Below are 23,264 nucleotides of genomic sequence, written 5' to 3' on the forward strand. Positions count from 1 at the left end.
AACCGTACGGTTTCCAAGCGAAACCCGTCCGTTTCGGGCGACAATCGTTTCTACCACAAGCCTGCTGCGTACACGAGGATGCCCAGCATGATGACTGCGAGCGCGATCGCCTTGGGGCGGCTGACCCGCTCCTTGAAGATGAAGACGCCGAACACGGTGACGTAGAGGTAGCTGGTCGCCTCGAGCACCGGCGCCATGGACAGCGGGATGCCGCGAAACGACACCACCAGCATGAACGTGGACGCCAACATGAGCACGTATCCGCCGATCACCAGCGGGTTGAGGTATTCCTGCATGAAGCTGCCATGCGGCTTCACCGCTTCTTTCTTGAGCATGACCTGCGCGATGGAGCTGACGAACACGCCGAGCGCGCCGATGGCGATGTAGGGGATCATCTCAGCGAAGGGCATGGTCGACCGCTTCCTTCGCCGGTTCGGGCTGATCCGCGTCGGCTGCGTCGGCGCGCGAGTACAGCACCACGCCGGCCACGACGATGGCCGCGCCGAGCACCTTCAGGAAGTTCAGCTCCTCTTGGAAGAAGAGCACTCCCCAAACCAGTCCCCAGAACACCGTGATGGCCCGGTTGGAGAACGCCGTGGTCAACGGCAGGCGCTTTATCACCTGCTGCCAGCCGATAGCGTACAGGAACAGCACCGCCAGCACAGCGGCGTAGAGCAGGTAGAATCGCACGTCGTCGAACGCGAACGAGGCGGCCATCTTGCCGAACAGGTCGGTGAGCGAGTACAGCACGAACAGCAGGTGCAGCGAAACGAACGATTTGAGGTTGACGTGCTTCACGATTACCGACCCGCAGAAGCGAAGAACGCGCACGCAGCTTCGATGACGTGCGCGCGATGCTCTTCGGGAAGCGCGTAGTACAAGGGCAGGCGCACCAAGCGCTCGCTTTCCTTCGTGGTGTGACGATCTTCTCCGAAGAACCTTCCGAACTTCTTGCCCGCAACGGAGGAATGCAGCGGAACGTAATGGAACACGCAGAGAACTCCCTGTTCGCGCATGTGCGCGATGAACGCGCTGCGCTGCTCGAGGTCCCTGCACTTGAGGTAGAACATGTGGGCGTTGTGGGTGCAGTCGGGCGGTACGACGGGCAGCGAGCACGCTTTCGCTTCGGCGTACGGGGCAAGCGCCTCGTAGTAGGCGTTCCAAGTGGCCAGACGGTCGTCGTTGATCTCGTCTGCGCGTTCGAGCTGCGCCCACAGATAGGCCGCGTTCAGCTCGCTGGGCAGGTAGCTCGAGCCGTAGTCGACCCAACTGTACTTGTCCACCTGGCCGCGGAAGAACCGCGACCGGTCGGTGCCTTTCTCGCGCAGGATCTCGGCAGCTTCGTTGTAGGAGGGGTCCTTGGTCAAAAACGCGCCGCCCTCGCCCATGGAGTAGTTCTTCGTCTCATGGAACGAGAAGCAGCCGAAGTCCCCGATGGTGCCCAGGGCCTGCCCTTTGTAGGTGCTCATAACGCCCTGGGCAGCGTCTTCGACCACCAGGATGCCGCGGCTGCGCGCGATGCCGTTGATGGCGTCCATGTTGCACGCCACGCCCGCGTAATGCACGACCACGATAGCGCGAGTGCGCTCGGTAATCGCCTGCTCAACCTGATCTTCGTCGATGTTCATGGTGTCGGGGCGTATATCCACGAACACAAGCTTGGCGCCCGCCAGCACGAAGGCGGTCGCGGTGGACGAGAACGTGTAGCTGGGCAGGATCACCTCGTCGCCCGGCTTGATGCGGCACAGGAGCGCCGCCATTTCGAGCGCGGCCGTGCCGCTTGTGGTGAGCAGGGATTTCTGCACGTCGAAGCGCTGCTCGATCCACTCGCTGCAGCGCTTCGTGTAGGGGCCGTCCCCGCAGACGTTCCCGCTTTCGATGGCGTTGCGGATGTAGTCGTACGCTTGCGGCACGCGAGGCGGCTCGTTGAACGTGATCATGAGGATTCCTCGCTTTCAGCGGATGCGTTGTTGAAGGTGGCGGCGCTTGGGGCGCCGGGCCTTGCGGGTCGCCAGGAAGCTTCGCCGACGTCCGTGAAGCTGCCGTCGGCTTTGCGGACGTAGACGTGCGGGGCGAAGCGAATGAAGAACCCGGGCGTGAACGACATCGAATAGGCACCTGCGTGCTTGATGACGATCAGGTCGCCTTCTGCGAGTTCCGCCTCGTTCTCCAGGATGCAGAGCCGATCGCTTTCCATGCAGGTGTAGCCGCAGAGCACTTGGCGTGCCAGGCGGCGCGGGGCGGCTTCGGGATCGTGCCGGACGATCTCGTAGGCGTAGGCGGTCTTCTTCATCTCGTGGTCGATATTGATGCGGGACAAATCGCATGTCACGAATCGATCGTAGGTGGTGTCCTTCGCGTCGAGCACGCGTCCAACGTAGCGTCCGGGGGTGCAGATCACGGCCCCGCCCGGCTCCACCAGCAGCCGCGTGCGCTCGGGGTCGAACGTGGCGGACAGCTCGGCGGCGATGGCCTGGGCGTAAGCGTCGTAGGCTCCGCGGTTCGCTTCGCCTCCGCCGAAGAAGCCTCCGCCGATGTCGACGAATTCCAGGTCAAGGTCGAGTTCGCGAGCTATGACGGCCGCATGGCGCGCAAGGGCGCGGTACACCTCGACCGTGCGGCTGCGCGTGGTCACGTGCATGTGCAGCCCTGCGATGCGCACGTTCGGCCCGATCGCGCGGACGGCCTGCACGGCGCGCGCCAGCTCGCCGTTCTCGTAGCAATAGCCGAAACGTCCGCCCGCGGCTCCCGTGACGGTTTGACCGGGGCAGTGCGACTCGAGGTCGATGCTCGCACGCAGGCCGACGGAAAGCACGCGATCGGTCGTGCGCGCGATCTCCGCAAGCCAGCGCAGCTCGCGCGCCGAGTCCAGGTTGACCAGGCTTCCCTGCTCAAGCGCCGATTCGAAGCGCGCCCGTCCCTTGATGGGCCCGTTGAAGACGATGCGCTGCGGTTCGAATCCGCATGCGAGCGCCAATTCGTACTCCTCGTCCGAGACGGCTTCCGCCATGCAGCCGCACGTGCGCGCCGTGCGAAGAATCCAGGGCAACGGGTTGGTCTTGATCGAGTAGGCAACCTCGGAGGCGGGGCTCCAATGCGCATGCAGCGCGCGGGCGAAGTCGTGGAAGTTGTCCGCCAGCTCCGTTTCGTCGAACACGAAGCAGGGCGTTTCCAGCTGGAAGAGGGATTCGTTCATCGAGAGGCTCCTTCGCCGATTTGGTTCTCGGACGAGACGTTGCAGCGAGTCCTGATCAGAAACTGGGGGTTCTTGTTGGTCGTCATGAACAAGCGGCCGACGTATTCCCCGATCACGCCCATGAACAGCATGATGACGCCCGAGCACACCAGCATGGTCACCATGACCGAGGCCCAGCCCATCGGCATCGTGGGGTTGTGCAAGCGCTCGAAGAACAGCCAGATCGCGCCCACGAGTCCCGCACCGCCCATGAGCAGGCCCAGCACCGAAGCGATGCGCAGCGGCGTTACCGAGAAGTTCAGGATGGTCGACCACAGTCGCAGCAGGCTTTTCAGGGTGTATCCCGACTGGCCTTCCGCGCGGTCGTAATGCTCCACTTCCACGTTCACTATGCGGTCGGTCGTGCGGAATACGAGGCCCTGCACGTACACCGAGGCGCTTGAGTACTCGACCATGACGTCGCTCACGCAGCGGCGCATGATCAAGAAGTTGCTGTCGGTGACGCCTTTCGGGCATCCAGCCAGCACGCGGATGGTGAACATGGCGAAGCGCGAGCCCAGCCTGCGGTACCAGTTCTCCCGATGCTGGCGAAAGGCGGCGAACACCACGTCGACGCCGTCTTCCAGGCCCGCGATGAGCGCGAGGCATTGCGACGGGTGCGTTTGCATGTCGTCGTCCATGAGCATGACCGCATCTCCGCTCGCCTCGTGCAGACCGGCCATGATGGCGTTGTGCTGGCCGAAGTTGCGCATGAGGTCGATGCCCTTCACGCGCTCGTCCTCGGCGCACAGCTTCGAAATCTCCCGGAACGTTCCGTCTTTCGATCCGTCGTTGACCAGGATGAACTCGTAATCATAGCCGGCATTGACCAGCTCGGTGCGGGTCATGCGCACCACGTCACCGATCATGCGCTCCGAATAGTAGCAGGGGATGACAACGGATATGTTCATGAGACAGGCTGCTCCTTCGCAGTCGTTTCGCTCGCTTGGGATGCGCGGCAGGCGCTGGGAAGCCGGTTGGGCACGGCGAGGTCCTTGCCGTCGGGGTCGGCGATGGAGAAGTTTTCGAACATCCGCGCGCTTGCGGCGTCCAGCTCGCCGTACGACTCCGCTGCAAGGAACGCGCGCGCGGCATAGGGCTGTCCGCCGCGCGCGTTCTTGACCGTTTGCCCTGGTGCGTAGTACAGAAGGGTCTCCTGCACGCAAGGGCCTTGCAGCGCGGCTTGCGCGGCGTCAAGGCTTGCCACGATGCCGTCGCGCGCGTGAAAGTACAGCCCGCAGCTGCATTTCGGCATGGAGCGCGCGTCGTGGGCTTCAAGGCGGCGTGCAAGGGCGTCGCGGTCGAGCGCCGTGTCAAGCAGCAGATCCTCCACGGACAAGCCGGACGCGTATTCCAGCAGCTCGTGCTCGTAGCCGAACACGCGGCCCGTCACCTCGCATACGCGTATGCCCGAGTCGGGGGACCAGAAGAACTGCATGCATAAAGGGCCGTGCTCGATCCCCGCGAACTCGACGATGCGCTGCGCGTATGCGAGCGCATCGGGCAGGACCTCGTCGGTGAAGCGACTCGGGTACACGATCCTGCTGACATGGGGAAGATCCTCGAACGCGCACGCGGTCTTTTCGCGGTCGGCTACGGAAACGGGGAACACGCGCCCGTGCGACGCCCAGGTGATCATGTTGAACTCGTGCCCGTCGTCGTACTCTTCGAGGACCACGCTGTTCGCGCGCCTCGATTCCTCTGCAACCGAGGCAGCCGATTCGATCGCTTCGGCTGCGGTGCGCACGACGCGGACGCCGTACGAGCCGTAGGCATCGACCGGCTTGATGACGCAGGGGAAGCGCAGGGACTCGCACGCCCGTTCGACCTGGTCGAGCGGCACGACGCAGCTGTTCGGGTAGGGCACGCCCAACTGGTCGAACATGTTCTTCATGAGCTGCTTGTTCCTGAGGAATTCCAACTTGTCCAGCGAACAGGGGGCGGGAAGGCCCGCCGCATGCGCAACGCGGCAGCCCTCTTCGAACAGCACGTCGGAAAACGAGGTGATCAGCGCGTCGACGGCTTCGTCGCGACATAGGTTGACCAAGGCTTCGGTGTCCGTGACGGGAATCGTGAACGAGGCATCCGCGAACGCGCGGGCGGGGCCGTGCTCGTAGCCGTCGGCCACGAGCACGCGGCAGCCGCGTTCCTTGGCGCGTTGCACCAGAAGCGCGAACTCGTCCATCGAGCCGAGTATCAAAAGGGTTTTCCGCTGGTCGTGCATGGGGTTACCTCGAATTCCGTTCGTGCTCTTCTTGCCGCTGCGGGCTTGCCTGCGCGTCCGTGCGCGCCGATGCCGATGCGGTCGCCTGCGCGCGCCGTACACGGGTGCTCAGGATGCGACGCACGAGTGCCAATCCGGCAAGCGCGGCCAAGCCGACGCCCGACAGGATCATGCCTTCTCGCAGGCCCGGGGTCAGGTAGCGCAGCTCGATCTCGTGATGGCCGGGTTCAAGCTCCAAGGCCATGAACGCGGTGTTCGCCCGCTTGATTTCGGCGGGTTTTCCGTCCACCGTGGCGGTCCATCCCTTCGAGTACGGCACGCTCAAGAAGAGTGCTTTGGGCTTGCTTGCGTCGATCGAGGCCGTGATCTCGTTCGTGCCGAACTTCAAATCTTCTACCGGATCGGCTTTCAGCGCATCGATGCGGTTCGACATGTTTTTCACAGGCTGGCAAACCACCGACATGTTCGTGAAGCGATAGTCTCCCTTGAGGTCGAAGTGCAGCGTGATCGATGTTTGGGGCTCTTTCGAATACCCCATGTTGACCAGCCATTCGTCCTTGCCGCCGTACAGATGGGAGGCGTTCGTGTAGTTGTCGATCTGGCGCATGCCGGGCGCTTTGTCGGAGCCGAGTCCGATATTGTAGCGTCGGGGTTCGGTCCAGTTCATGTCCTTTTGAAGCAGAAGCGCCTTGCGGAACCAGGCGAGGTTGTCGAATTCCCCTTTGCGCTTGGACTCTTCGACAGGCGACACGCCTTTGAAGTGCAGTCCGTCGACGTAGAAGTACGTCTCGCTGTTGGCGATACCTTCGAAGCTCAAGGTCAGCGTCGCTCCCGGCCTCAAAACGCGTATCACGCCGTCTTCCACCGAAAGGCCGTTGCTTGCCGACACGACGGAGGGCACCGTGCGGGATTCCTGCTTTCTGTCGGTTACGGGAAGCGACGACTCGTCGAGCACCACGCCCTGCAGCAGCGCTTCCTGCCGCTGGGCGGGGGAGAGGGAAAGGTACTCGCTGCGGGGAACGTACGAATCGTAGGCGAAGGCCAGCGGCAGGACGTTGGATCCTTCGTGCACCTGGTACGGGATGTCGCGCACGACGCCCGACGCTACGATCTTGTTCGGATCGTCGTACAGGTACACTGGGGGAAAGCCCGCTTCGGTGCTCAGGTAGTACTTCACGCCCATGAGCGACTCCAGGATTGCTCGGCCTCCCAGATCGTTGTACGAGAAGTTGATGTTGGTCCTGTTGAGGGCAAGCTCGGTATGGAAGTCGTCGATGGCGCTGTTGTACGAGCTGTTGTAGAAATCGAAGCCCTTGATCCCCAGCACCAAGCTGTCGTTGCGCGTGCGCTCGATGGCCGACGAGCTTCCGTCGTAGCGCCACAGCCCGGGAGCGTTCAGGTCCGAGACCAGGTGGTTGGGGGAGTCGGACGTGATGCGGGGGTAGGCGTAGCCCAACGGCGACGAGAGCTTGCCCACGCCGCCTTCGTCAGGGGATACGAAATAGAAGGCGTTCACGGTCAGGCCCGCCGTCAGGCAGCAAACGACGGCCATCCGTCGCGTCTTGGCCGCCATGCCCCGTTGCGCCACGACGAACAGGGTGGCCGCCAAAACGACACCGGCGGCCAGCATGGCCTCGGTGCGCATGGGCGCCACGGCGAAGACGATGGCCCCGTAGGCGATAGACGCGATGACCAGCACCTTTACGGATCGCTTGTCAAGATGGAGCATGCTCGGAAGCATGCGGGCCACAATGAAGCAAACCACCAGGGCGTAAGCCCATACCCAACGGTTGGTGGCGTAGTTCATGCCGTTGAGGAAGCTTCCGACGGCAGGGACCATGAGCATGATGGTGCCTGCGACGAACGCGATCTTGAGCGACGTGTTCTGCCGGCGCTTCGAAAAGAGCAGGACGCAGGAAAGAAACGCCAGTCCGCCGAACCCGATGTAGCAATCGCTCCCGACGCCCGCCATGCTCAGGAACCCGGATGCGAGCGAGGTGTAGTAGTGATGCGAATAGAACAGCGGGACGGTGACCGAGTTGTCGGTGAATCGCTCAAGTCCAAACAACCCGACAAGCGAAGGAACCAGCGCGAAGCAGGCGATCAAAACGCCGATGGCCAGGAGGCCGAAAAAGCGTAGGGTCCAACCAAGGAAACGCACCGCGTTGACGCTTTTCTGCGTTTGGAAGACGCGCACCGCGCAGTAGGGGAGCAGCAGCAAGCACGCCATGTACGAGAAGTAATAGGATATGATGAAGAATGCGGCGACTGCTGCGATGAACGTGTAGGGCCGCTCTTTCGCGATCACCTTTTCCACGCCGAGCAGCAGCAAGGGGAACAAGACGAGCGGCCACGCTCCAGCCGGCCAGTAGGCAACCGCCATCGCGGTGCCGCACAGCGCGTACAGCAAGGCGCCTACCAAGGTGGGGAACCGCCCGATTTTGAAGCGCAAGGCAAGAAGCGAGAACGCAGCTCCGGCCAGGTACAGGCGAAACACCACAAGGAATTGGAAGAGGTATTCCGAATAGCGTTCCGGGCACAGGCCGGAAAGCAGGTTGAGCGGGTCGAAGAACGTGTCGAGCGTGGAGGGAACGTCCATGCCGTAGCCCAGTTCGTGCACCCAAAGCGGAATCTGGAGCCCTTGCCCGGAAAGCAGGTTGCTGACGATTTCCCTCAGCCATTGGCCTTCGTACACGAAGAAGGGATAGTACTGCTCGATGCCGTCGATGTTCCAGATCAAGGCGCGGCCGTTGGACGGGTAGACGAACAACGTGATGAACGCTACAACGATGAAGGCCGCCGTGTAACAGCCGAAGTAGACGCGTCGTTTGCGGGACGGGTCGTTTCCCTCCCAAGCGCGTATGTGCTGCTTTTTGCGCTCGACCCTGCTTCGCAGGCTCGAAGATGCTCGATCCGTGGTTTTGGAGGGCGCCAAATTTGCTCGCTTCTGATATGGAACAACATTCTCGATAAAGTGCACGATTTATCCAATTCTATTCTACTACGGATCTTCGGAACGGAACTCGTGGGAACCGGTCGTTTCCGATTTGTAATTTGCAGTTTGGAAGCGGGCGCGCCTCTCGCTTCCGCAGCGGCTCGGTCTTTTCGTCAAGCGGTTCGCCGTCGAGAACTTAGCTGCGAGCTAATGCTTTTATCGGTACGTTTCCCTAGCATATGCGGCATCTGCCCAGTGAAGGTTTCAAAAACCTCATGAAGAAAGGAACCATATGCGCGAATATCGAAGCTCCGAATACCCGGACGGCATGGGCCGAATGCGGGTCCATGCCCTTCCTCTGCCCTTGTCCGCCATGGCGGTGGCGGGATTTGTCTTGAGCATTGTTGCGCTTGCGCTTTCCGCCGTGCCCATTATCAACAACATCGCGTTTCTTCTTGTGTTGCTGGGCTTGCCGTTCTCTATCGTTGGATTGGTGGCTGCGAACCGCAAGACGAAAAGAGGGAAGGCTTTGGCGATAGCCGGCATCGTGCTTTGCTCGCTGTCGCTCGTCGTCGTGATCGCGTCGCAGAATGCGTACAGCACCGCTGTTGAGGAAGCGTTTTCGGGGCCGAGCGTAACGGGCTCTTCCGATTCGGCTCAGCTGCAGGGCGCTCAGGAGAATACGGCTTCCGCACAAGGGGCTGACTACAGTTCCATGGCGGTTGGCTCGGCAGCCGATTTGAGCAATGGACTGACGGTGAGCGTCGATTTCGTGCAAACCGGACTGGTTAATTACGATGGATCGCCCATTACCGGCGTTACGGTAACCTACGTCAACAAAGGATCGAGCGAGGCGTCGTTCAACATGTTCGACTGGAAAGGCCAGGATGCGAACGGCGCGCAGCGCTCGACAACGGTTTACATGAATGGCGAGAACGCTCTGAGCAGCGGAACGCTTGCGGCGGGAGGAACGGTTTCCGGCAACGTCTACTTTGACGGCGATGTTTCGAAGGTCCTCTACTACTCGTCGGTTTTCAGCAAGAGTTCCCAGGTGGCATGGAATATCTCGTAACGAGGGCCTGCCGTGTTGCGAGGATGCGGGATACGTGCTGATACAATGGAAGCAAGGAAGAAGCGAAAGAAAAGGAAGCGTCGCGTGAAGGAGCCTCTGACCGAAGAACTGCTCGAAGAGCTTCTCGAGGCTCCCGATCCGATACGGTTCGCCGAAGAGAACCACATTGCCACGCGCAGTCTTTCGGATTACTTGGAACAGCTTCTTGACGAAAAGGGTCTTGAGCGGGCTCGCGTCGTTCGAGAGGCGAACAGGCTGCTGCAAGCTGCCGGATCGAACGGGCTTTACTGCAAGAATCGACGCGACGCGATAGTCATATTCTGCCTTGAGCGCGGGCACAGTCTTCAAAAAACCGATGAAGAGCTGTATCGCTTTGGGGAAGAGACCATTTGCTGACGGGCCGCTGTTCGCTATGGTCCGCTTCCGATCCTTCGGGATCTGCTACCATGGGTTTCACTATGCATGATGAATTGGCCGAACACTTGAACGCGCTCGAGCGGGACGAGTGCTACCGCGTCGACGCGGTTTTGAAGAACGCCGCTCACGAAGTGACCGAGCGGGTATTCTTCGTCGGCGCGAACGGCGCCGAACTCGGCCCGTTCGTCAGGAAGCGGATCGATCGCGCATCCGGCTTGGGAGCCGCCTATCGCAACATGTGCCGCGCGCAAAGGTCGGGCCGCCGTTTCCGCTATCTTCCGCGCATTATCGAATGCTGCGAGGCGGGCGGCGAGTTCGTCGTGATCATGGAGCATGTGGATGGGGAGACGCTTTCGGACGTCGTGTATCGCTGCGATCCTTCCGTAGCCCTCGCCTGTGACGTGTTTCCACGGCTGTGCGACGCGGTTGCGGAGCTGCACGAAGCGTTCGATCCCCCGATCATCCATCGCGACCTCAAGCCTTCGAACATCATGCTCTCTCAAGATAGCTTGACCATCATTGATTTCGGCATTGCGAGATCGTTCAAGGAGGATGCCGAAGAGGACACCTGTCGTTTCGGGACGAGAGCCTATGCCCCTCCCGAGCAATTCGGGTTCGGTCAGACCGATGTGCGCAGCGACATCTACGCGCTGGGCATGCTCTTGTACTTCTGCTTGGCCGAGAAGACGCCCGACGCGAAGGTGCGCAAGGCGAAGTTTCGATCGCCTTTGGTTCCCGAGCCGTTTCGTCAGGTGATCGAGCGCGCCGTTTCGTTTGATCCCGAGGGTCGCTATGCGAGCGTGTCGGCTCTCAAGCAGTCGTTTGCCGACGCGTTGTCGGAGTTTTGCGAAGTGGACCAGGCTCGGCCCGCTTCGGCGGCGACGCGCTCGGCGACGGGGTCCTTGGGAAGCGGGCAGGTTGCGCCTTCGGATGGGAAGGGCGGCGGCCTTGCGCGCATTGGCCGCGCGCTTTCGAAAATCCCGCGGTGGGCGGGCATTGCGTGGGACGTAGCGCTGGCCGTCTTGTTCGCGGCTTTGAGCGTTATGTGCGTCTTGCTGACCGTAGATGCTTCCTTGGGCTCGGCGCAGTATGCAGCCGCTCCTCTGTGGTTGCGCGCGGTTTCTTACGGAAGCCTTGATCTGCTTATCGTGGCGCCGATCCTGTTCGTCTTGAGCGATAGGCGTCCTTTGCGGGCGCTGTTCCCTCCGCTTGAGCGCATAGCGATCGAGCGCGACATGGCCGTATCCCTTGTCGTGGTGGTTATCGGCTTGATCGTGTTCTTTTGGACGGGGTCGCAGATTCCCCCTATCGATAGCATTCGTTGACGAATGTGCCGACCCGATCGGACGAGCGACGGCTTCGATTGGCGGCGCGGAGCAAGGGCTTCCGAACGTGAAATGGCGGAGATGCGTGCGAATCGAACACACCCGAGACGTTCTGCGCGCCTCACAACGGCTTTGAAGGCCGCGGGGCCCACCAGGACCCATCCATCTCCCCATGAAAGATGCGCCGGAACCGGCGCATCGCTATAATACCGCAACTTGATCGGAGCACGCCGACGTTTAGGCGAAAACCCCACATCTACCCGTTCAGGACGCGAACGTCTCCTTCTCGACGCGTCACGCCGTTCGCGTCGAAGTACTCGAGCAGGGGGATGGCGTACTTTCTGCTGGTTTCCATGGCGTCCTTCAGCTCGGCGGCTGTTGCCGGACCGTGCGCCAGCCGGTTTCTCACGGCTTTCTCGAAGGCTTCGAGCGCCGCTGCGTCGAAGCAGAAGTCTTTTCCGACCCGTCGCGCAAGCCCTTGCTTTTCCAAGATTCCGAGCGCCTTGTACCCGAGCGAGGAATCCAGGTCCGCGTGGCTTACAAGGTCGGCGATGGTCGGCGGGGCCCCTGCCGCGCTCGCGAGCGCATCGCCCAGCTTTTTGGCCGCTTGCTCCTCTTTCATGCGCGCACCCGCGCCTGCGCGCGGGTGGCTGACCTCGCCGCCCGCCACCACGGCGGCGCCTTGGGCGACTGCGTAGGCCAGCAGCGCGTCGAAGCAGGCGGCGTCTGCGCGCGGCAGGCTTCTTTGCCGCAGGGCGTCCTTCGCGATTCCCGTGGAATCGGGGTTCTGGGAATGGAACCTCAACAGCTCGTTCTCGATGGTCGAGCGCGCTTTCTGCAGCGTCTGCGCGCTCGCGTAGCGGGTTTGCGGGCCGTCTAGGCGCACGGCTGCGCGCTTGGTTGCCAGCGCTTCAAGCTCGCGCGCGGCCTGCGACGCTTCCAGCCCCGAGGCTTCCGCCAGCTCGTTGGCCAGGATGGGCAGCGTCGCCAGGGAGAATGCCGCCTGGGCCACGGCCGCTTCGTCGTCGGCGCGCAGCGCTTCCAGCAGATGGCGGGCAGGCTCGGACAGCGTGGTGGTGCGGCGGGGGTGCGCGCGCAGAATCACGCCGCCGCCTATGACGTGCACCGGGGAGTAGGAGCGGATGACGAAGCGGTCCCGCCATGCGGCGGGCAGGGGCTCGTCGAGGCGGATCTGCGCGAGCGCGCGCTCTCCGGGCGCGAGGCTCGTCCGGCCCTCCATGAGCAGCACGCGCGCCGTGACCTCGCGCGTTCCGTGGGCCACGTGCACGCGCGAGCCGCTTTCCAGGGGCTTCGCGTCTCGGCCGGGAATTCCCAGGTAGGTCAGGTCGGCGTCGAAGCGGTCCGTCGGGCGCATCGCGCCCGGCGTTGCCAGGAAGTCGCCCGGACGCACCTCGGCCGTCGAGAGCGCGTTCAAGTTCAAGGCCACGCGATGGCCGGCTTTGGCGCGCTCGACCGGGCTTCCATGTACCTGGATGCCGCGGATGCGCGTGCGCAGGTCGCCGGGGAGCACCTCGACCTCGTCGCCGACGGACGCTTCTCCGTTCCAAAGCGTGCCCGTCACCACGGTGCCTGCGCCTTTGATGGTGAAGGTTCGGTCGACGGGCAGGCGCAGGTGCGCGCCCTTTTTGACCCGGGACGTGGCGCGCGCGGCGCGAACCAGCTCGTCTTTGAGCGCGTCGAGCCCACGTCCCGTTCGGCTGGAAACGCGTACCACGGGCGCGTCCGCGTACGGCGTGGTCTCAAGGCGGCTGCGGATCTCGTCGGCCATGAACGCCGCCCATTCGTCGTCGACCAGGTCGATCTTGGTCAGCGCGACGACGACCGATGAAATGCCCAGAAGCTCCAGTACGGCAAGGTGCTCGACGGTCTGGGGCATGACGCCGTCGTCGGCCGCGATGCACAGCAGGGCCAAATCGATGCCCGTGGCGCCAGCGATCATCTGGCGCACGAAGCGCTCGTGGCCCGGAACGTCCACCACGCCCATGGTCAAGCCTCCGGGCAGGGAAAGCTGCGCGAAGCCCAGCTCGATGGTGATGCCGCGCTTCTTCTCTTCGGACAGGCGGTCGGGATCGGTTCCGGTGAGCGCGAGCACGAGCGACGACTTGCCGTGGTCGATGTGCCCGGCGGTGCCCAGCACCAAGTCGGGGTGCGATGGCGTGCTCATGAGCAGGTCTCCTTCCGTGCGTCCAGGTTGTTGAAGTAAGCGCCCAGCGATTCGGCTATCGCGGGAAGGTCCTCTTCGCTCAAGGTGCGGGCGTCGAGCAGCACGCACTCCTTCTTGATGCGGCCCACCACCGGAACGGGCGTGCGCTTCACCAGATACTCTTCGCATTCCTGCGCACTGCCCTGCAGGAACGACACGCGTACGGCGAACGTGTCGATGTCGCACATGGGAAGCGCTCCGCCGCCGGCACGCCCGGTTTCCGGCACCACGTCGACGCGGGCGAAGCGATCGGCTACGGTTTTCGATACCTGTTCGCTCAGGCGCTCGGCGCGCGTGCGGACGACGGCCGCGTCCTTCGAGAGCATGCGAAGCGTCGGGACGGCCTGCATGGCTCGCTCGGGGTCCAGGTAAAGGCGCAGCGTCGTCTCGAGCGCGGCAAGCGTCATCTTGTCCAGGCGAAGCGCGCGCGCGAGCGGGTTCTTCTTCAGGCGGTCGATGTGGCGCTTCGAGCCCGCTATGATGCCCGCCTGCGGGCCTCCGAGCAGCTTGTCGCCGGAAAACGAGACCAGGTCGACGCCCGCTTGCAGTGATTCGGCCACCGTGGGCTCGGCGTAATCGCCGAAGCAGTCCAGTCGCAGAAGCGCGCCCGACCCCTGGTCTTCGTAGACCATTACCTCGGGAAGGGGCGGCGTCTGCGGATTGGCGCGCCGGCGTTCGTTCTCGGCGTCGGCGATGCGCCGCAGCTCGCGTATGCCCACGCTTTCGGTGAACCCGACCATGCGGTAGTTCGAGGGATGCACCTTCAGCAGCATGGCGGTGTCCGGGCCGAGGGCGCGCTCGTAATCGGCCGGATGGGTCTTGTTCGTGGTGCCCACTTCCACCATGGCCGCGTTCGACAGCGCCATGATGTCGGGAATGCGGAAGGATCCGCCTATTTCCACAAGCTCTCCGCGGGACACGACGCCCTCGTGCCCTGCGGCGAACTCCGTCAGCACCATCATGACGGCGGCGGCGTTGTTGTTCACGGCGATGGCCGCTTCCGCCCCGGTCAAGGCGCAGATCAGATGCTCCACGTGATCGTGGCGACTGCCGCGCGCAAGGGCGTTCACGTCGTACTCCAGCGTGGAGTACCCGCGCGCCGCCTCCACGACGGCCTCGACGGCTTCCTCGGCAAGCGCGCTGCGTCCGAGGTTCGTGTGGACCACCACGCCCGTGGCGTTTATCACGCGGCGCAGCGACGGCGCAAGGTTGGCGAGCGCGCGGGCGCAGGCGTCGTCCGCGACGGCGTTCGCGTCCACAGCGGTTCGGCGGCCCGCCAGCACCTCCTGGCGCGCTTCGTCGATGGATGCGCGGGCGCAGTCGGCCAGGATGCGTCGGGGCAGCAGCGCATCGAGCGCGCGCAGCTGCGGCGCGTTGAGCGTTTCCTCCACCTGCGGGAGGGTTCGGAGTATGTCTTGAACGGAAGCGGGTTTCATGGACTGCCTTTCTTTGACGCGCGTGGATCGCGTAAGAGTATACCAAGGCGCGCCCGCGCGCGGCTCCTGGGCCAAGAACCGGCTTGCGGGGCCGCGTCGGCGGTCGGGGCGGCTCGGTTCGGAAGGCTTCGGGGCGCACGAAACGACCTTCCGCAAGCCTTTCCGCCAGATTTCCCGTAGGCGCGGTGCGACGAATGTGCAACAATGCGATGTTGTTCGGTGATCGGGCCTGCAACAGGCTCGGACGGTGAGGAATCAAGGATGAACGGCAACGGTGCTGCGGCCTTCGCCGGGCGAGCGGCGCGTTGTCGGCGACGAGAGAAGGGGATGCGGGCTCCATGAACGTGAGCAACGAGGATTTGAGGGCTCTCAAGCCCGACGCGCTGTCTCCCGCGGAGACGGCGTTGAAGGCCGAAACGCTTGGCAAGACGAAGGCGGCCATGCCGTTGGGCAAGTGCTTCGTCTCGGCGATGCTCGCGGGCGCGTTCATCGCGCTCGGCGGCCTGTACTTCTGCGTGTTTTTGGGCGATCCCGCCATGCCCTTCGCCGTGCAGCGCATGGTGGGCGGCGTGTGCTTTTGCCTGGGTTTGGTTCTGGTGCTGTGCTGCGGCGCCGAGCTGTTCACGGGGAACACGCTTTTGATCTGCGCTAAGGCTTCGCGCAAGATCAGCTGGAGCGCTACGTTGAAGAACTGGACCACAGTGTGGATCGGAAACCTGGTAGGCGCGCTCGTCATCGTGGGGATGGTGTACATGGCGCAGGTGTTTCAGATGAACGGCGGCGCGGTGGGCGAGGCCATGGTGAGCATCGCCGCCGGAAAGGTGTCGCCCGACTGGATCACGCTGTTCTTCAAGGGCATTTTGTGCAACGTCTTGGTATGCTTGGCCGTGTGGATCGGCTTTTCGGCGCGCACGGTTGCCGATAAGGTTCTGGGAGTGCTTCTTCCCGTGTCGGCGTTCATCGCCTGCGGGTTCGAGCACTGCGTGGCGAACATGTTCCTGCTGCCGTTGGGGTTCGTTCTGAACGGCATGGGCTTCGGCGCTGCGGACGCGGTCACGCTAGGCGGGATGCTGGCGAACCTGTCGGCGGCTACCCTTGGCAACATCGCGGGCGGCGTTCTGGTGGGCTTGGCGTACTGGTTCATTTACCGGAAGAAGGAGTCTTAATTGGAGCAAGTTGACGCGCGCGGGCAGGCGTGCCCGCTGCCGGTGGTACGCGCGAAAAAGGCGCTCGCGGCTATGGACGCCGGTCTGTTGGAAGTCCTCGTGGACAATGCGACGGCCGCGGACAACCTGGAATCGCTCGCCCGCGCCCTCAAGTGCACGGCGCACCGCGAGGATCGTGACGACGGGGCGTTCGCGGTGACCTTTTTGAAGGGCGCGGTTGCTGCGGGCGCTTCGCAAGCTGCTCTTGCGGCGGAGCCTGCTGCGGTTTCCGATGCCGGGGCTGCAAGCGCGGTCGTCATCGCGTCAGAGTTCATGGGGTCGGGCGACGACGAGCTGGGCGCGGTGCTCATGAAGGGCTTCGTGTTCGCGCTGACGCAGCTCGACCAGCTGCCTTCGACGGTGCTGCTGTACAACTCGGGCGTGAAGCTGGCGTGCGAAGGGTCGGCTTCGCTCGAGGATTTGACCGCGCTGCAACGTGCGGGGGTCGAGGTTATGAGCTGCGGGACCTGCCTGGCGCACTTCGGCTTGACCGAGCGTTTGGCGGTGGGAGAGGTTACCAACATGTACGCCATCGTCGAGAAGCAAGCGGCTGCCGCTACGGTGATCAGACCGTAATCGGCTGCGGCAAGGAAGGAAGCGCGCCATGATCTACCTGGACAACGCCGCGACGACCGCGCGCAAGCCGCCCGAGGTCGCGAAGGCGGTCGCCCGCGCCATCGACGGGTTCGGCGGCGCGGGCAGGGGCGCGCATGGAGCTTCGCTCGATGCCGGGTTGGCGGTCTTTCGCGCCCGTGAGCGCCTTGCGCGCCTTCTGGGCGCGGCGGACCCGGCGCGGATCGCCTTCGCCTGCAACGCCACCGAGGCCCTTAACGCCGCCGTGCTCGGTCTTTTGGAGCCGGGCGCGCATGCGGTTACCACGGCGGCTTCCCACAATTCGGCGCTGCGCCCGCTGTACCGCATGCAGGACGAGCACGGCTGCGGCTTGTCTATCGTTGACGTGGGGCGGGACGGCTCTCTCGATTACGACGCCTTCGACGCCGCGTTTCGCCCGGACACGAAGCTTGCCGTGGTGACCCATGCCTCGAACCTGACCGGGGACGTTTACGACATCGCCCGATTGGCCCGCATCAGCCACGATCACGGCGCCCTTCTGGTGGCGGATGTTGCCCAGACGGCCGGTTTGCTCGACATCGACATCGAGCGCGACGGCATTGACGTTGCGGCGTTCACCGGGCACAAGAGCCTGTACGGCCCGCAGGGCACCGGCGGCCTGGCGGCGGCCTCGCATGTTGAGGTCAGGCCGTTCAAGGTTGGCGGCACGGGCGCGCGCAGCTACGACAGATCCCAACCTGCTCAGATGCCCGACCGTCTGGAGGCGGGCACGCTCAACGCCCATGGAATCGCAGGGCTGGAGGCGGGCTTGGCCTACATCGAGGAGCGGGGCGTCGCGTCGCTTGCCGCCCAAGCGACCCAGCTTGCTCGACGGTTCGAACGCGGCGTGCGCGCCGTTGCGGGCGTGCGGGTGTACGGCGGGGGCGGCGATGCCGGCAGGTGCGGGATCGTCGCGCTCAACGTGGGAGCGTGCGACTCTTCAACGGTGGGCGACATCCTGAACGCCGAGTTCGGCATCTGCACGCGCGCTGGCGCCCACTGCGCGCCGCTCATGCACGAGGCATTGGGCACGCGCGAGCAGGGTGCGGTGCGGTTCAGCTTCAGCTCCTTCAACACCGAGGCCGACGTGGACGCGGCGGTTCGCGCCGTGGCCGAGATAGCGGCGGAGGTCGAAGGTCGATGAGGAGCAAGACGCCGAAGGCGGTTGCGACGTTCGCGTCTTCGAGCGATGCGCTGGCCGTGGAGTCGCAGGCGCGCGACGGCGGAATTCCCGGTCGAGCCATTCCCGTGCCTTCGGAGATAGCGGCTGGCTGCGGCATCGCCTGGTGCGTTCCGGCGGCAGAGCGCGACGCGCTCGAAGCCGCGCTGCGGGAGCGCGGCTTGGCTTTCGAGGGTATGCACGAAGTCTACCTGTACTGAGGGCGACGGGCGGTTTCGGATCGACGTTGCTCGACGCGCGCTCAAACCATCCTGATACGTCCCGCTTCGCCCGCTTCCACCCAGCCGATGCGCGAGGGCGCGCGCCCCGTCCTTCGCTCGAACGCTTCCGAGAACGCGTCGGCTTCGTTTGGGCTGACGGCCACCAGCAGGCCGCCTGAGGTTTGCGGATCGCACAGAACGCCCATGCGGTTGTCGAATTCCTCGTCGTCCAAGCCCTCCGGGGACACGTACGCACTGGCCCACTCGATGATGCCGAAGCTCTTCCCGGGTCGGCAGTAGTCGCAGGACAGCTGGTACACGCCGTCGAACAGGGGCAGCGCGTTCCAGTCGAGCCGGGCGGCAGCCCCGCTTGCGGCAAGCATCTCGTGAAGGTGCCCTGCCAACCCGAATCCGGTCACGTCGGTGGCGGCGTGGACGTTCGCTTGGAGCATGGCGCAAGCGGCGTCCTTGTTGAGTTCCATCATGGAGTCAATGACGGGCCGCATGCCCGCTTCATCGACCAATCCGGCGCGATAGCCCGCGTTCATGATGCCCGATCCCAGCGTTTTGGTGTAGAACAGCACGTCGCCCGGCTGCGCCCCGCCGTTGCGCACGATGCGGTCGGGATGCACGGTTCCGAAAACCGAAAGCCCGTATTTGGGCTCGTCGTCTTCGATGGAATGGCCGCCCACCACGAACGCTCCGGCTTCGCGCACCTTGTCGGCCCCTCCGCGCAGCACGTCGCTTACCACGTTCGTGCCCAAGCTGCAAGGGAACGCGAGGATGTTGAGCGCCGTCAAGGGCTTGCCGCCCATGGCGAACACGTCGGAAAGAGCGTTCGCCGCTGCGATGGCTCCGAATTCGTAAGGGTCGTCCACGACGGGCGTGAAGAAATCCAGCGTGAGCACGGCGGCCGTTTCGTCGTCGAGACGGTACACGGCGGCGTCGTCGGACGTGTCGAATCCCAGCAGCAGATCGGCGTCGGGCGGCGGCGCGATGTCCTTCAATATGGCTTCGAGGTCACCCGGACCCCACTTCGCTGCTCAACCGCCTTTTTCGGTCAGGCGGGTTAAGCGTATGCGCTCGGTTTCGCTCATGATGCGTCGCTTTCTGCTCATCGGCCGCCGCGTCGGGCGGCGCGTTTCGGTCGAGTATAGCATGGGCGGCGAACGGCGACGCGCGTACCCGCCGGGCGAGCGTCGACCTGGGGCTGACGGTGGGATTCGCGCCCGCGGCGCCGAGACGCGACCCGGAAGCGAGCTTCGCAGAACCCGGCTCCGCCCCGGTTTCGCTCGTTCTGTCAAAACGGGCGAGTTTTGCTGGTCCTCGAATCAGGATAAAAGGTGCTGGCAAGCTCATGACCAGGTGCGATGCAAAACACCTTCAGCCGGCAGTTTCTTCAAAGGCGGAAAACCGCCGCAAAACTCGTCCGTTTTGACAGGGTGCCACTACGATGCCCGTCGCAGCCTCGGGGAACGCCGCCGCGGCGCTCGTAGCAGCCTCCGGGAACGCGGTCAGACCGCGTTGGTCTCGCCTTGTTCGCTAGCTTCGGCGGTGTTGCGGCGGTTGCGGCCGAGTGCCGCCTGCCCGGATGCCTTCCTTCGGCGCAAAACCTCGTAGTATCATGGGAGGCCGACAACAGGAGGAGACGCCCATGAGGATATTGACGATCAGCGCGCAGAAGCCGGACAGCACGGGCAGCGGCGTGTACCTGGCCCAGACCGTGCGCGCGTTTCGCGCCGCCGGCCACGAAGTCGCGGTGATCGCGGGTGTCGACGCGGACGACGATCCTGCGCTTGGCGAGGGCGTCCTGTTCCATCCGGTGCGCTATCGCACGCCCGACCTGCCGTTTCCCGTGTGCGGCATGAGCGATCAGATGCCGTACGCCTCCACGCGCTATCGCGATATGACACCGGATATGGTGGCACGCTTCGAAGCTGCGTTCTCGGCCGCCATCGCCGACGTGGCGCGTACGTTCGAACCCGACCTGGTGATCTGCCACCACCTGTACCTGGTTGCCGCGGTGACGGTGGAGGCGGGCTTGCCCTGCCCGGTGACGGCGGTGTGCCATTCCACCGACCTGCGCCAGATGCGCAGCCACGGCTTGGAGCGCGAGCGCATCGTGTCGGCCGTGCGCGCGCTCGATCTGGTGTTCTCGCTGCACGAAGCGCAGAAGCGCGAGATCGAGGACGTGTACGGCGTGCCCGCCGAGCGCATTCGGGTGGCGGGCACGGGCTACGATCGTACCGTGTTCCGCGAAGGATTGAACCCTCGTGCGGTCGATCGCGCCGAGGTTGCCTACGTGGGCAAGATCAGCCGCAAGAAAGGCGTGGAGAGCCTTCTTCGGTGCCTGGATCTTCTGCCCCTGCCGAAGGATCGGCTTGCAGTGCGCTTGGTGGGCGGCCATTCGACGGAGGACGATCTTGCGCGCATGCGCGCGCTTGCAAAGGAAGTGCGCTTTCCCGTGGAGTTCGCGGGCAAGGTGGATCAGGACGAGCTGGTGCGCACGTACCAGAGGGCGCACGTGTTCGTGCTTCCCTCGTTCTACGAGGGCTTGCCGCTCGTGGTGATCGAGGCGCTTGCCTGCGGGTGCCGGGTGGTGGTCACCGACCTGCCCGGCATTCGGGAATGGCTGGACGAATCGGTGCCCGGCGCGCCCGTGACGTACGTGCAGCCGCCTCGCATGGTCGGGGTCGACGAGCCGGCGCAGGAGGACCTTCCCGCGTTCGAGCAACGGCTGGCTCGCGCCATCGAGCGCAGCGCGCAGGAAGCGCTGCAGCCCGCGCGCTGCGAGGACGCTCCCGTCGACATGGCGCGCCTTTCGTGGAATGCGCTCGGAGCGCGCATGTTGGAGCTTGTCGCCGCGACGTCATTGCAGGTCGGTGCGGCGGCTCTCTGACGTGGGCGGGCAGTATATCAGGTACGGTATCGTGATCAGCGCCACGTCGCGGCGCTCTATCAGCTCGGACTCCAGAAGCAGCGTGGTCTGATTGTGCAGCGGCATCTGCCATGGTTTCGTCACCAGTTGGGGCATGACGATGGTGAGCGTCTCGTGCTTTTCCAGGAGCGCAAGCCGTGCATCGATGTGGTTGATGAGGACTTCCTGAACGTTGCGGTAGGGGGCTTTCTCGATGACGAGCGGCGCATCGACCCCCAGCCTTTGATAGTCGGCCTTGAATCGTCGCGTGGCGGCCGCGCTGACTTTCACGTGGTACACCTCGATGTCGTTGCTCAGGCTTCGCGCGTAGTTGAGCGTTTTGATGAACGGCCGGTTGACGGAGTAGGCGGGCACGACCACGTGGGTGCGGGGTATGTCCACCTGCAAAAGCGCACGGGCCTTCTCGTCGTCGTGGATGGCCAGGCTTTCCTTGACGTCGCGGTAGTGCCTGTTGATGACTGACATGACGGCGACGATGCAGCCGATGGCCACCAGCGAGATCCATGCCCCGGCGAAGAAGTTCGTGGTGATGATGACGACGAACACGCCTGCTGTGACAATCGCTCCGAAGCCGTTGATGCTGGCGCGACGAAGCCAGGGACCCGTGCGGTTGCGCCGCCAATGGACGACCATGCCGCCTTGGGCGATGGTGAACGACAGGAACACGCCGGCCGCGTACAGCGGGATGAGCATGTGCGTGTCCCCGGAGAACGCCAGCACCAAAACGATGGCGAATGCCGAGGCGAACAGGATGCCGTGCGTGTACACGAGCCGCGATCCCTTGTCGGCGAAGCGCTTCGGAAGGAATCCGTCGAGGGAGAGCAGGGACATGAGCTGCGGCAGGCCGTTGTAGGCGGTGTTGGCGGCTAGAAGCAGGATGAGCGCCGTGGCCGCTTGGATCACGTAGAACATGATGCTGTCCGCCCCGAACACGCTGGTGGCGATCTGCGCCACCACGGTCATCTCGGAAGACGGCGTGACCTGGCAGAGCATCGCGAGCAGGCACACGCCGCCGAAGATGACCAGCACCACGATTCCCAGCAGGTTCAAGGTCGCCTTGGCGTGCTGGCGCGCCGGAGCCGCGAAGTTCGGCACGCTGTTGCTGATGGCCTCGACGCCGGTGAGCGCGGAGCATCCCGAAGAGAACGCTCTCAACACGAGGAACAGCGTGAGGTCGCCCGTTGTTTGGGAGAGGGCCGCCGCCTGCTGAACCGGCGTGGTCAGGCCGAGGGCCGACTTGACCACGCCGGTCACGATCATGACCAGGACCGATGCAATAAAGAAATAGGTGGGCAGCCCGAACATCTTCGACGACTCGCGCAGGCCGCGCAGGTTCCCGATCGTCATGAGCACGACGAACGCCACGATCAGGGGGACTTTGAAAGGGGTTGCCGCGGGCAGGGCCGACGTGACGGCCGCCGCGCCCGAGCACGAGCTCACGGCGATGGTGAGCACGTAGCCCAGGATGAGGCCCGAAGCCGCCACGAGCGACGGGACGCGCCCCAGGTTCTCGCGCGCCACGCTGTAGGCGCCGCCGCCTTGAGGATAGGCGTCGATGACCTGGCGGTAGCACAGCACCAGCATGAACAGGAGCGCGATGATGGCTCCGGCCACGCCGAGCATGGGCGTGTAGCTTGCCAGGGCGAGCACGGGAACCAAGACCAGGAGGATTTCCTCGCAGGCGTAGGCGACCGACGAGATCGCGTCGCTCGAAAGGACCGGCAGGCCCCATACCACGCCGTATTTCTGCGACTCGATCTCCGAGCTTTTGAGCGGCTCGCCGATGAGCCGATACTTCAACGCGTTCGCGTTCAACATGACCCTCCTACCGGTTCGCCTCGGGACGTTGCGCTCGAGGCGGCGAAACCCCTCAGTTCGAGGTGATGACGGTCTACTCCTATTTCCCCGTACGGTCAAGATGCGAAACGGTGCGTGTGCGGCATCTTTTCGGCTGCGCACACGCCGTTCGCCGCGCAGTTCAGCGAGGCTTTTGAACTGGTTTTGCATACATTCCCCGTAAATCTTGAATAAAGGGGTTACCAAATCGCGGAAAACCGCATATACTTCCACCAGTCCTTTAAAAGCGGTACAGAGAGACCGACAAGGTAACAACTTAGCAGCGTTCACCCGAACAAGAACGCGCATGCTGTAAGCCTTTGTCTGTCGCGGAGGCTTTTTTCATGCCCTCGCGCAGACGCCGCCAACTCGGGGGCGACGCGGGTCGGCGCGAGCCGAAAAAGCGAAACCCGGCGGTGACCTGG

General features: G+C 63.9%; 19 protein-coding genes and 1 tRNA gene. 8 read left to right on the top strand and 12 right to left on the bottom strand.

Annotated elements, in window-relative coordinates:
• Positions 1–50: 50 nt before the first annotated feature.
• Genes ACTQZK_RS01270 through ACTQZK_RS01300 form a run of 7 tightly spaced genes read right to left on the bottom strand, consistent with a single transcriptional unit; the run spans position 51 to position 8,394 of the window.
• Positions 51–410, bottom strand: a complete 360-nt coding sequence (locus ACTQZK_RS01270) for a multidrug ABC transporter (protein WP_225749241.1) — start codon at positions 408–410, stop codon at positions 51–53.
• Positions 397–798, bottom strand: coding sequence for an EamA family transporter (locus ACTQZK_RS01275; RefSeq protein WP_231088156.1), 402 nt, complete (start codon positions 796–798; stop codon positions 397–399). Before ACTQZK_RS01275 ends, ACTQZK_RS01270 begins: the two co-directional genes overlap by 14 nt.
• A 2-nt stretch (positions 799–800) precedes the next feature.
• The gene (gene rffA, locus ACTQZK_RS01280; protein ID WP_216528553.1) at positions 801–1,940 is read right to left on the bottom strand and encodes a dTDP-4-amino-4,6-dideoxygalactose transaminase; all 1,140 of its coding nucleotides are present in this window, start codon (positions 1,938–1,940) and stop codon (positions 801–803) included.
• Positions 1,937–3,196: a hypothetical protein gene (locus tag ACTQZK_RS01285; RefSeq protein WP_216528552.1), complete on the bottom strand. Its 1,260-nt coding sequence runs from the start codon at positions 3,194–3,196 to the stop codon at positions 1,937–1,939. The genes rffA and ACTQZK_RS01285 overlap by 4 nt, the downstream gene beginning before the upstream one ends.
• Positions 3,193–4,146, bottom strand: coding sequence for a glycosyltransferase family 2 protein (locus tag ACTQZK_RS01290; RefSeq protein ID WP_441898088.1), 954 nt, complete (start codon positions 4,144–4,146; stop codon positions 3,193–3,195). Before ACTQZK_RS01290 ends, ACTQZK_RS01285 begins: the two co-directional genes overlap by 4 nt.
• Positions 4,143–5,459 carry an ATP-grasp domain-containing protein gene (locus ACTQZK_RS01295; RefSeq protein ID WP_441898090.1) on the bottom strand — a complete coding sequence of 439 codons (1,317 nt, stop codon included), beginning with the start codon at positions 5,457–5,459 and terminating at the stop codon, positions 4,143–4,145. Before ACTQZK_RS01295 ends, ACTQZK_RS01290 begins: the two co-directional genes overlap by 4 nt.
• 4 nt (positions 5,460–5,463) lie before the next feature.
• Positions 5,464–8,394 carry a YfhO family protein gene (locus tag ACTQZK_RS01300; protein WP_441898092.1) on the bottom strand — a complete coding sequence of 977 codons (2,931 nt, stop codon included), beginning with the start codon at positions 8,392–8,394 and terminating at the stop codon, positions 5,464–5,466.
• A gap of 292 nt (positions 8,395–8,686) precedes the next feature.
• Between ACTQZK_RS01300 and ACTQZK_RS01305 the strand changes: the two genes are divergently transcribed.
• From ACTQZK_RS01305 to ACTQZK_RS01315, 3 genes are all read left to right on the top strand, one after another.
• Positions 8,687–9,466 (top strand): DUF4190 domain-containing protein, encoded by a 780-nt coding sequence (locus ACTQZK_RS01305; RefSeq protein WP_216528549.1) that lies wholly within the window; start codon positions 8,687–8,689, stop codon positions 9,464–9,466.
• An 84-nt stretch (positions 9,467–9,550) separates the two neighbouring features.
• Positions 9,551–9,862 carry an XRE family transcriptional regulator gene (locus ACTQZK_RS01310; RefSeq protein WP_441898094.1) on the top strand — a complete coding sequence of 104 codons (312 nt, stop codon included), beginning with the start codon at positions 9,551–9,553 and terminating at the stop codon, positions 9,860–9,862.
• Between the two features lie 62 nt (positions 9,863–9,924).
• Positions 9,925–11,208, top strand: coding sequence for a serine/threonine protein kinase (locus ACTQZK_RS01315; RefSeq protein WP_216528547.1), 1,284 nt, complete (start codon positions 9,925–9,927; stop codon positions 11,206–11,208).
• A gap of 73 nt (positions 11,209–11,281) precedes the next feature.
• On the opposite strand, the gene ACTQZK_RS01320 is transcribed toward ACTQZK_RS01315, so the two are convergent.
• The 3 genes from ACTQZK_RS01320 to selA all read right to left on the bottom strand — a co-directional run bounded on the left by ACTQZK_RS01320 (position 11,282) and on the right by selA (position 14,868).
• Positions 11,282–11,378, bottom strand: a tRNA-Sec gene (locus ACTQZK_RS01320).
• A gap of 86 nt (positions 11,379–11,464) precedes the next feature.
• A complete protein-coding gene (gene selB, locus ACTQZK_RS01325) occupies positions 11,465–13,393 on the bottom strand; it encodes a selenocysteine-specific translation elongation factor (protein ID WP_441898096.1) in 1,929 nt (642 codons plus the stop codon).
• Positions 13,390–14,868 carry an L-seryl-tRNA(Sec) selenium transferase gene (gene selA / locus ACTQZK_RS01330; protein ID WP_441898098.1) on the bottom strand — a complete coding sequence of 493 codons (1,479 nt, stop codon included), beginning with the start codon at positions 14,866–14,868 and terminating at the stop codon, positions 13,390–13,392. The genes selB and selA overlap by 4 nt, the downstream gene beginning before the upstream one ends.
• A 338-nt stretch (positions 14,869–15,206) precedes the next feature.
• On the opposite strand from selA, the gene ACTQZK_RS01335 reads away from it, so the two are divergent.
• The 4 genes from ACTQZK_RS01335 to ACTQZK_RS01350 are packed head-to-tail and all read left to right on the top strand — an operon-like array spanning position 15,207 to position 18,065.
• Entirely contained in the window at positions 15,207–16,034 is an 828-nt protein-coding gene (locus ACTQZK_RS01335) for a formate/nitrite transporter family protein (RefSeq protein ID WP_216528544.1), read from the top strand.
• The gene (yedF, locus tag ACTQZK_RS01340; RefSeq protein ID WP_441898100.1) at positions 16,035–16,649 is read left to right on the top strand and encodes a sulfurtransferase-like selenium metabolism protein YedF; all 615 of its coding nucleotides are present in this window, start codon (positions 16,035–16,037) and stop codon (positions 16,647–16,649) included.
• Positions 16,650–16,677: 28 nt separating this feature from the next.
• A complete protein-coding gene (locus tag ACTQZK_RS01345) occupies positions 16,678–17,829 on the top strand; it encodes an aminotransferase class V-fold PLP-dependent enzyme (protein WP_441898102.1) in 1,152 nt (383 codons plus the stop codon).
• Positions 17,826–18,065: a DUF3343 domain-containing protein gene (locus ACTQZK_RS01350; RefSeq protein WP_441898104.1), complete on the top strand. Its 240-nt coding sequence runs from the start codon at positions 17,826–17,828 to the stop codon at positions 18,063–18,065. Before ACTQZK_RS01345 ends, ACTQZK_RS01350 begins: the two co-directional genes overlap by 4 nt.
• A gap of 41 nt (positions 18,066–18,106) precedes the next feature.
• Here ACTQZK_RS01350 and selD read toward each other — a convergent pair whose 3' ends face one another.
• Positions 18,107–19,162 (bottom strand): selenide, water dikinase SelD, encoded by a 1,056-nt coding sequence (selD, locus tag ACTQZK_RS01355; protein ID WP_441898106.1) that lies wholly within the window; start codon positions 19,160–19,162, stop codon positions 18,107–18,109.
• Positions 19,163–19,719: 557 nt separating this feature from the next.
• Between selD and ACTQZK_RS01360 the strand changes: the two genes are divergently transcribed.
• Entirely contained in the window at positions 19,720–20,964 is a 1,245-nt protein-coding gene (locus ACTQZK_RS01360; RefSeq protein ID WP_428421106.1) for a glycosyltransferase family 4 protein, read from the top strand.
• Here ACTQZK_RS01360 and ACTQZK_RS01365 read toward each other — a convergent pair.
• Complete coding sequence (locus ACTQZK_RS01365) at positions 20,935–22,821, bottom strand: APC family permease (RefSeq protein WP_225749230.1); 1,887 nt, start codon at positions 22,819–22,821, stop codon at positions 20,935–20,937. The genes ACTQZK_RS01360 and ACTQZK_RS01365 overlap by 30 nt on opposite strands.
• Positions 22,822–23,264 lie beyond the last annotated feature (443 nt).

Source organism: Paraeggerthella sp. LCP19S3_G8 (assembly GCF_052119225.1).
Classification (GTDB): domain Bacteria; phylum Actinomycetota; class Coriobacteriia; order Coriobacteriales; family Eggerthellaceae; genus Paraeggerthella; species Paraeggerthella hominis.